The sequence below is a fragment of the Membranihabitans maritimus genome, assembly GCF_021729145.1.
Classification (GTDB): domain Bacteria; phylum Bacteroidota; class Bacteroidia; order Chitinophagales; family Saprospiraceae; genus Membranihabitans; species Membranihabitans maritimus.
Genome location: NZ_JAJSLW010000034.1, coordinates 21,581 through 30,943, shown reverse-complemented (window position 1 = coordinate 30,943; position 9,363 = coordinate 21,581). Strand labels below are relative to the sequence as shown.

Here is a 9,363-nt window from a genome sequence, read left to right as displayed (position 1 = left end):
CCGTACGACTTGCATGTATTAAGCCTCCCGCTAGCGTTCATCCTGAGCCAGGATCAAACTCTCCATTGTATTTAGTTCGTGTATCCAAACCTTAATCTAGCTTTTGTGCTCTTCCTTTCTATCAAAGAACTCTTTTGTATTTCTTTCCTTCACAGATAACCATCTTAAAATGTTTATCTATATTTGAAGGGACTGCAAAGATAGAAGCTTTTTCTAAATTGAAAAACAAATATTGAAAAAATTATCCCTTTTTATTCCAACATATTTTCGAAAACACAATATTCCCCGCTTAAAACATTGAAAATTAGCCATCTAAAAAGGAATGATAAAAACCAGATTCCAACATATTTTTTTTCACCTGAAAAGGGAACCCTTGTCTTCAAAAGATAATACATAAATTTATTTGAGTCAACAGAACATTTTCCATTATTATAAAGTTGTAGTCGCCAAAAGTGCGTTAATCTTATTGAATCTTCATTTTCAAAACCTAACCTTATCAGCGACGCATCAGGAAATATAAAAATGAAAGCGGCTCACAAAACCAGAACAGCCATCGGATTAACCATGGGCGTTTTTTTAGCTGCTATGGAAAGTACTGTAGTAGCCACTGCCATGCCTGAGGTAATACACGAATTAGGCGGAGAGCACTTATACGCATTACCCTTCTCTGTTTATTTACTAACTACCACTGTATCCAGCCCCCTTTGGGGAAAATTCAGTGATCTATACGGAAGAAAAAAAATATACATATTTGGGATCCTCCTGTTTTTACTGGGAAGTACATTAAGTGGGTTGAGTGATTCCATGCAGATGTTAATTGGAATGCGAATAATTCAGGGATTAGGGGCCGGTTGCGTAACCCCGGTTACGTTTATTATGAATGCTGAAATGTTTTCCGTGGAGAAAAGGGCTAAAGTACAGGGATATATGAGTGGCGTTTGGGGACTTGCGGGTCTTTTTGGCCCCGTTCTCGGGGGAATAATTGTGGATTTGACCGATTGGAGATACGTTTTCTTTCTCAATATTCCATTCGGAATTATTGCTCTTATTCTGGTTTGGGAATATTACAAAGAAGAAATTTCTCCGTCATTGTTCCAACTGGATTGGCAGGGAACGATCTTATTTACGCTCGGAGCCTCTTTTCTGGTTTACGGCCTTGAAATCCAAATTTGGTGGTTAATTGTACTAGGTATTGTCTTTTTGTTATTGTGCTGGTTAATCGAAAAAAATCATCCTTTTCCTCTACTTCCGGTAAAAAGTATGAAAATGCGCATACCCGGATCTACATTGATACTAAATTTTCTGGCCGGAATGTCTTATTTTGGAATATTGGCATTTCTGCCCCTTTACGTACAAAGGGTCGAAGATAAAGGCGCTACAGCAGCTGGACTGGTTCTTACCCCAATGGTTGTAGGGTGGACAATTACTAATATTATAGGTGGAAGGATTCTTGGCAAAATTTCCCTTTTGGGGCTTATCCAATTAGGCTTTACCATACTGGTTTTTGGATTTTTAGGATTTTCTGTATGGTACGACCAACCGGTTATCTACCTTTCTGTTTGTGGTTTTGTAATCGGATCAGGGATGGGTTTTGGTATGCTGGGCACTCTTTTAAGTATGCAGGAATATTCAGACAAAACGGAATTAGGTTCATCGACATCCGGAGTAATGTTTGCGCGAACCATCGGAGGATCCGTAGGCGTCTCATTGCTTTCAGCCATCATAGGATCCAGGTTGACCGGGAATAGAGCCTTTATGCAGGAAGGGTTCCTCCACGCTTATATATCGTGTCTCATAATCGCAATCATTGCCTGGATTATCAGCAGACGATTGTACCTGAGAAATGCGCCTGTAAACCAAAAACAGGAAGGATAATTAATACCCTTCCTGTTTTTAATCTTTATCAGCTTTTCGAGTCCGTTGGCCCTTATTTCACCAGAACCCTCCGGAATTTCTCGCGGGTAAAGTTTGAAAATAAAGAACCTACAGGTTCTCTTTCAATTCGGCAATAATTTCATTCAAAGAAGCTTTGGCATCCCCAAAATATAACCTTGTTTTTTCATGGAAAAAAAGCGGATTTTCAATACCACTGTACCCCGTACCGCGTCCACGCTTCATGACAATGATATGCTTGGCGTCAAGTGCATTGAGTATCGGCATACCATAAATCGGACTTCCGGGATCATCATTTGCAGATGGGTTTACTACGTCATTCGCCCCAATCACCAACACTACATCCGTGTCCTTCAATGCTGCATTCGCGTCATCGAGATCCAGAAGTTTTTCATAGGGAACATCCGCTTCTGCGAGCAGAACATTCATATGACCTGGCATCCTACCGGCTACCGGGTGTATCGCATAGCGTACATCAACACCCGTAGTCGCCAATAAATCATCTAATTCTTTTACAATTTTTTGGGCCTGTGAAACAGCTAATCCATATCCCGGGATCACCAACACATTTTTAGAGTATTGCATCAAAATCGCAGCATCCGGTTTGGTTATTTCTTTCATTACCTGATCCTCGTCAGAACCAGCTCCACCCCCAGCCTGGAATTTTCCAGCCAGGATAACATTCCAGAGCGATCGATTCATGGCCTGACACATCAAAATTGTCAAAATGGTTCCCGAAGCGCCTACCAAAATACCACCGATCAACATAGCCTTGTTGCCATATATACCCCCTGCAGCAGCTGCACTTAACCCCGTCAGTGAATTCAAAAGGGAAATTACTACGGGCATATCGGCTCCCCCAATCGGGAAGACAAAGAATATTCCATAAAACAATGCCAAAAGTATCATTACATACAATGGCCATCCGATCCCACTGTTCGCCGAAGATATCATTGCACCGAGTGCAATCATAACCAAAATAATAACCAGGTTCCAAAAATTGTGCCCCGGAACCACCCATTGCTTTCGGAGCTTTCCTTCCAGCTTTAGATAGGCCAAAACACTACCTGTAAAGGATATCGCTCCAATAATCAAAGCCAGGATACTAACTACTTTTGCCCCGACGGGCGTTTGATTATTTATGTTAATTAATTCGACAACACCTATTGTTGTTGCACTTGCCCCACCCAGACCATTGAACATAGCCACAAGCTGAGGCATAGCCGTCATTTTCACTTTTTGTGCCAGTGGTAACCCTATGGCACCCCCTACGATCATGGCACCGATTATCCAAATATAATTATTGTCTCCATTGTCAAGGGGTTGAATCATAGCTCCTATAAGCCCCAAAATCATCCCTACCAATGAAATAAAATTACCGTTTTTAGCCGTTTTGGGATGCCGCATCATCCGGATCCCGTATGCAAATGCAAAAACCGCTATCAAGTATAATATAGCTACCAAACTTTCCATTATCTGTTATTTCTCTTTTTTAAACATTTTCAGCATCCGATCCGTTACGGCATATCCACCAACTATATTGATCATTCCCAAAATAATTGATAAAGCACCTAAAACAAGTTGTAAGTATGCTGTACTTTCCGCAGAACGGATTAATATAATACCTCCCAAAGTGACCACTCCACTGATGGCATTCGTACCTGACATTAAAGGGGTATGTAATACTGTCGGGACTCTTGAAATCAATTCAAAACCCAGGAAAATGGCCATTAGAAGAACATAAATCTCTAATAGATTTTCATTAAAAAATAGATTGATTTGTTCCATAATATATATTTATGATATTCTTGCAGATTTGATAATTTCATCTTCCATATCTAATTCCACCTTCCCTTCCTTGATAATCAACTCAAGAAAGTTCATGACATTATTCGCATAGAGTTCACTTGCCGTCGATGGCATTGTATCAGCGAGGTAGGAATTCCCTAAAATGGTTACCCCGTGCTTCACAATGGTCTTATTATCTTCAGTAAATTCACAATTACCCCCTGTAGAAGAAGCCAGATCAATAACTACAGATCCCGACTTCATGGCCTCTACTATTTCAGCCGTTACAATATTAGGTGCAGGCCTTCCACGCAATTGGGCCGTGGTGATTATTACATCAGCATCTTTGGCTTTTGCTGCTAAAATTTCCTGCTGCTTTTTCTTGTAATCTTCCGATTGTTCAACTGCATACCCGCCACTTGAAGCTTCGTCTTTTGCTCCCGCTACCTCAACAAACTTACCACCGAGACTTTCTACTTCCTCCTTTACGGCAGAACGAGTATCAAAAGCCTCAATTACCGCACCCAATCTCTTTCCCGTAGCTATTGCCTGGAGGCCTGCTACTCCCGCACCAATTACTAAAACCTTTGCAGGGCGAACACTTCCCGCAGCCGTAATCATCATGGGGAAATACAACGGAAGTAAGTCTGCTGCTTTCAATACGGCTTTATACCCCGCAATTGATGCCATACTAGACAATACATCCATTGCCTGAGCCCGGCTAATCCTCGGTATCATATCCAAACTCAAACCTGTAATACTTTTGGATTTGAGTTTTTCAGCAACTTCCGCATCCCGGAAAGGTTGAAACTCCCCAATCCAATATTGGCTTTTAGTCTCTATTTCCTGATACCCGGTACTTAGAAGAATGTCACTACTTTCCAGAATAGATGTACGTTCTTCGTAAACGTTATCACCCCCAAAAAGGACAGGTTCCCATTCTACGGGTTCAACCGGTTTTTCAATTGAAACATCAATACCCAGATCTGATAACTTCTTGATTACCTTTTTACTCATGGGTATTATGTCCCTACCTGGTGTTCTTAAAACTCCTAATTTCATTTATAATAATTAATTATTAATTGCGGTGCATATATAATAATTAATATTGAATAATTTTAACATCAATTAAATGATTCATTTAATTTCTTCAAAATCATCCATATTCCCTGGTTTGTGTTCGAACACATTAATTATCAATATCGTAAGATTCAAGAATAATTATAGATCAGGCTATAATTGGAAAATGATAAAAAAGATGTTATTCCCTTTCTCAAAACGCAATAGAAATGATATTGAAAATGTAACAATAACTGGTAATATTTCTTTTGAAACAGTCCTATATTTTTGTTTTTGAAGACAAAGAAAGAATTCATATATACATGATACATAAACTCTTATTGTATTTACAACAGTATAATTACCTGCCAATTTACATTCCTCACAACCTTCCAAAAAAAATCCAGGCGTTAAAACCCGGGTATTACTATATTCTGTATTTATGTCCGGGGTATGCAACGCAATGCATTTTACACAAAAAAAACTCTGACCCGCAATCAAGCCAGAGTTATATAATTCAATATTCTAGTAGTGTAATCCGAGAAAATTATTCCTCTTCAGAACCAGATGCAGAAGCTCCTGAGTCATCACCAGTCAACTGGTTTCTCAACGCCGCAAGATCACTTAAATCACCCAAGGTAGTTCTCTCAATCTTACCTTGTTGCTTTTGAATGGTCTTCCTCGTCTCCACACGTTGCTGTCTCTTCTCATTACGTACTTTCTGATCGGCTTCTTTCTGGATGTCTTCCAAATACCTCAAGTGGGAGACAAGAATTCTCTTGTCATCGCGATTAAACTCAAGTACTTTGAAAGTCATACTTTCATCTACCTGGCCCATTGTTCCATCTTCCTTTCGGATATGCTTAATGGGAGCAAATGCTTCCAGCCCATATGGCAACTGGACAATAGCTCCTCTATCGTCAACTTTCACGATAGTGGCTTCATGGTACGAACCTACAGGGAAAACTTTCTCAAAGGTATCCCATGGATTCTCTTCTATTTGTTTGTGTCCCAATGTCAACTTGCGATCTTCCTTATCGATCTCAAGGATCACGATTTCAAGATCATTACCTACTTTGGTATATTCAGACGGATGTGAGAAACGCTTGGTCCAGGACAAATCTGAAATGTGAACCATTCCTCCAATCCCTTCGTCAAGCTCTACAAAAACACCATAGGGAGTCAGGTTTTTAACTTCTCCTGAATGTCTGGAACCAATCGGGAATTTCTCCTCAATTTTATCCCAAGGATCTTCAGATAATTGTTTAAGGCTCAAAGACATTTTACGCTCCTCTCGATCTATAGTAACGACAATAGCCTCAAAATCCTGTCCCAATTTGAAAAATTCACGTGCATTTACCGGTTGATTGCTCCAACTCACCTCCGAAACGTGGATCAAACCTTCAACACCCGGAGTAATTTCCAGGAACGCACCGTAATCCTCAATATTGACTATGGTACCTCCGACTTTACTACCTTCCTTAATCTCCTGATCAAGGACATCCCATGGATGTGGTTGCAATTGCTTAAGACCTAAAGAAATACGTTTCTTGTTGTCATCAAAATCAAGTACAACAACGTTGATTTTCTGATTTAATTCCAACACTTCACTTGGATGATTTATCCGTCCCCAGGAAATATCTGTGATATATAATAGTCCATCTATTCCTCCAAGATCCATGAATGCACCAAAATCTGTAATATTCTTCACTACTCCTTCAAGTACCTGACCTTTCTCCAGACTTTGGATTATTTGATCTCTCTGTTCCGCAAGGTCACTTTCGATCAATGCTTTATGGGATACAACCGCATTCTTGATAGCTTCATTAATTTTCACTACCTTAAATTCCATTGATTTGCCGACATATGAATCGTAATCAATGATGGGTTTAATATCAATTTGCGAACCTGGTAAAAAGGTTTCCAATCCATTTACATCAACGATCAAACCGCCTTTGGTCTTACTGATAACGCTACCTTTGATGATGGTATCATTATGATAACTGTCTTTCAATGCATCCCAGGTCTTCAGCAACCGAGCTTTTCTTCTCGATAATTGAAGCTGGCCATTTTCATCTTCTTTTCTCTCTACATAAACATCTACAGAATCACCCTCTTTGAGTTCATCGTATTCCCTGAATTCCGAAAGGGCAACTACGCCATTGGATTTATAATTAATGTCCAAGATTACATCTCCATCCCTTACATTCGTCACTACCCCTTTTACTACTTCATTTTCATTAATGTCCGTAAAAGTGGAATCATATTCCTGTAGTAATTGGTCGAATTCATCAGCTCCGTAGGAATGTGTCTGTGATTTTTTTATTGTCCAATCAAAATCATCATGAGCAACAGGTGTTTCGTCTACCTGCTCAGCCGTTTCAGCATTTTCAGTTGAATCTTCAGTTTTTTCCTCCGTTTCTGCAGGTGCTTCGGCAACGGGTGCTGCCTCCTCCTTTTTCGTTTCTGGTTGTTCTTGATTTTCAGAAGTTTCTACTTTTTCCTCTTCTGATAATTTATTTTCTTCTGACATAAGAAGAATTTGGTTTTGTATCCCGTACCCTGTAATTTTGAGAGTCGGAAGTGGTTAAAAAATTTTAGGAGTGCAAAAGTACTGTTTTATTACTGATAAAAAAAGCATTTTGCTCATTAATATATTGAATCAGGTGAATTTATGTATTGTCTTATTCATATAATGATTACTTTTGCCTTTTATTAAATAAACTAAATTAATGTCCTTTCCCCTATAAGTTTTGATTTTTTGCTTACCTTCAATTTCAAGAATAATCAACGAGCATGTTTTTATTAGTTCTGTTTTTCTTACTATCAATTATATTTTCCTTTTTGTGTTCTATGTGGGAAGCGTCATTATTAAGTATTACTCCCTCCTATGTGGAAATAAAAGAACAAGAAAATTCCTGGATTGGCAAAAAGCTGAAAGAGTATAAAAGTAATATTGACAAACCCCTATCTGCAATACTTACGCTCAACACCATCGCTCATACGGTAGGAGCTATTGGGGTGGGTGCACAATCGGCTAAAATTTGGGGAACCACCGAACTTTCCATTTTGGGAATTCATACCAACGTAGAAGGGATTGTCGCCGCAGCTATGACCCTGGCGATATTAATTTTTTCTGAAATTATTCCCAAAACCATTGGGGCAAGCTATTGGAAGTCAATAACAGGATTTACGGTGCGATCCCTTCATGTGATTATTATTATACTATATCCTTTGGTCTGGTTAAGTCAATGGATTACCAAACTTTTAAAAAAAGACAAGAGTGCCAGTGTACTAAGCCGTACCGATATTTCGGCAATGGCTGATATGGGAGCAAAAGAAGGAGTGATTGAAAAAAATGAGCATCAAATCATTAAAAATTTGCTCAAATTTCAAAAAATAAAGGCCGATGATATAATGACACCCCGGACAGTCGTCAAAGCTGCTGATGAATCAATGAAAATAAAAGATTTTCACGAAGAGAATCAAAATTTACGGTTTTCTAGAATCCCTCTTTATTCCAAACACCTGGATAATATCTCAGGATTTTTCCTCAAAGATCAATTATTATCAAAAATGATTGATTCTGAGGGCGAGCTTCCATTGAAAGAAATAGCACGGCCGCTCCCTAATGTTTCTGCCGATATTCCCGTGCCTGAATTATTCGAACAAATGATGAATAATCGCCAGCAGATAGTGATGGTACATGATAAATACGGCGGGATGGCCGGTATTGTCACCATGGAAGATATTATGGAAACCCTCCTCGGTTTGGAAATTGTTGATGAACTGGACGATACGGTTGATATGCAAATGCTCGCCCGGAAGAAATGGGAAGATCGAGCCCGGAAACTGGGATTGATTGATAAAAACAACGACAAACAAGAACCCCAATAACAAGAATACCCGTTTCACAACCTACTATCAGATTATTACTCATGATTAAGGCGCCAGTAATGCATTGCTACTCCTTAATGACCACTGCAGCGCTATAGTAATTAAATCTTCATTCCTTTTTCCCATATCATTTTTTTGCACCGCAAAGGCGCAGAGGTCACAGAGATCCCTTCGCGAACATTGCAGCCCTGCGGTTATAATCACCTCCCTTCATTCCTTTTCCTATACTGCTTTTTTTGCACCGCAAAGGCGCAGAGGTCACAGAGATCCCTTCGCGAACATTGCAGCCCTGCGGTTATAATCACCTCCCTTCATTCCTTTTTCCTATGCCTCTTTTTTGCACCGCAAAGGCGCAGAGGTCACAGAGAATCCTTCACGAACATTGCAGCCCTGCGGTTATTATCACCTCCCTTCATTCCTTTTCCTATGCCCTTTTTTGCACCGCAAAGGCGCAGAGGTCGCAGAAATCCCTTCGCCTGCATTGCGCCCTGCGGTTATTATCACCTCCCTTCATTCCTTTTCCTATACCCTTTTTTGCACCGAAAAGACGCAGAGGTCGCAGAGATCCCTTCACGAACATTGCGGCCCTGCGGTTTTTATATCCTCCTCATTCCTCTCTTTTTCCTATACCGTTTTATTGCACCGCAAAGGCGCAGAGGTCGCAGAGATACTTTTGCGAACATTGCGACTCCGCGGTAAATATCACCTCCCTTCATTCCTTTTTCC

The 9,363-nt window shown here is 39.9% G+C and carries 6 protein-coding genes and 1 rRNA gene; 2 read left to right on the top strand and 5 right to left on the bottom strand.

What is annotated here, in order from left to right; genetic code table 11:
- Nucleotides 1-69: ribosomal RNA gene (locus LVD47_RS22775) — 16S ribosomal RNA — on the bottom strand; the annotation flags it as partial.
- Between the two features lie 453 nt (nt 70-522).
- Between LVD47_RS22775 and LVD47_RS22770 the strand changes: the two genes are divergently transcribed.
- Complete coding sequence (locus LVD47_RS22770; protein WP_236980941.1) at nt 523-1,875, top strand: MDR family MFS transporter; 1,353 nt, start codon at nt 523-525, stop codon at nt 1,873-1,875.
- 108 nt (nt 1,876-1,983) lie between these two features.
- Here LVD47_RS22770 and LVD47_RS22765 read toward each other — a convergent pair whose 3' ends face one another.
- The 4 genes from LVD47_RS22765 to rpsA form a co-directional block, all read right to left on the bottom strand.
- Nucleotides 1,984-3,366, bottom strand: a complete 1,383-nt coding sequence (locus LVD47_RS22765) for an NAD(P)(+) transhydrogenase (Re/Si-specific) subunit beta (protein ID WP_236980939.1) — start codon at nt 3,364-3,366, stop codon at nt 1,984-1,986.
- A gap of 6 nt (nt 3,367-3,372) precedes the next feature.
- The gene (locus LVD47_RS22760; protein WP_236980937.1) at nt 3,373-3,681 is read right to left on the bottom strand and encodes an NAD(P) transhydrogenase subunit alpha part 2; all 309 of its coding nucleotides are present in this window, start codon (nt 3,679-3,681) and stop codon (nt 3,373-3,375) included.
- A gap of 9 nt (nt 3,682-3,690) precedes the next feature.
- Complete coding sequence (locus LVD47_RS22755) at nt 3,691-4,743, bottom strand: NAD(P) transhydrogenase subunit alpha (RefSeq protein ID WP_236980935.1); 1,053 nt, start codon at nt 4,741-4,743, stop codon at nt 3,691-3,693.
- A gap of 544 nt (nt 4,744-5,287) precedes the next feature.
- Complete coding sequence (rpsA, locus tag LVD47_RS22750) at nt 5,288-7,273, bottom strand: 30S ribosomal protein S1 (RefSeq protein WP_236980933.1); 1,986 nt, start codon at nt 7,271-7,273, stop codon at nt 5,288-5,290.
- Nucleotides 7,274-7,536: 263 nt separating this feature from the next.
- Here rpsA and LVD47_RS22745 point away from each other — a divergent pair, with 263 nt between their 5' ends.
- On the top strand, nt 7,537-8,637 hold the full coding sequence (locus tag LVD47_RS22745) for a hemolysin family protein (protein WP_236980931.1): 1,101 nt from the start codon (nt 7,537-7,539) through the stop codon (nt 8,635-8,637).
- The last annotated feature ends 726 nt before the right edge of the window (nt 8,638-9,363 follow it).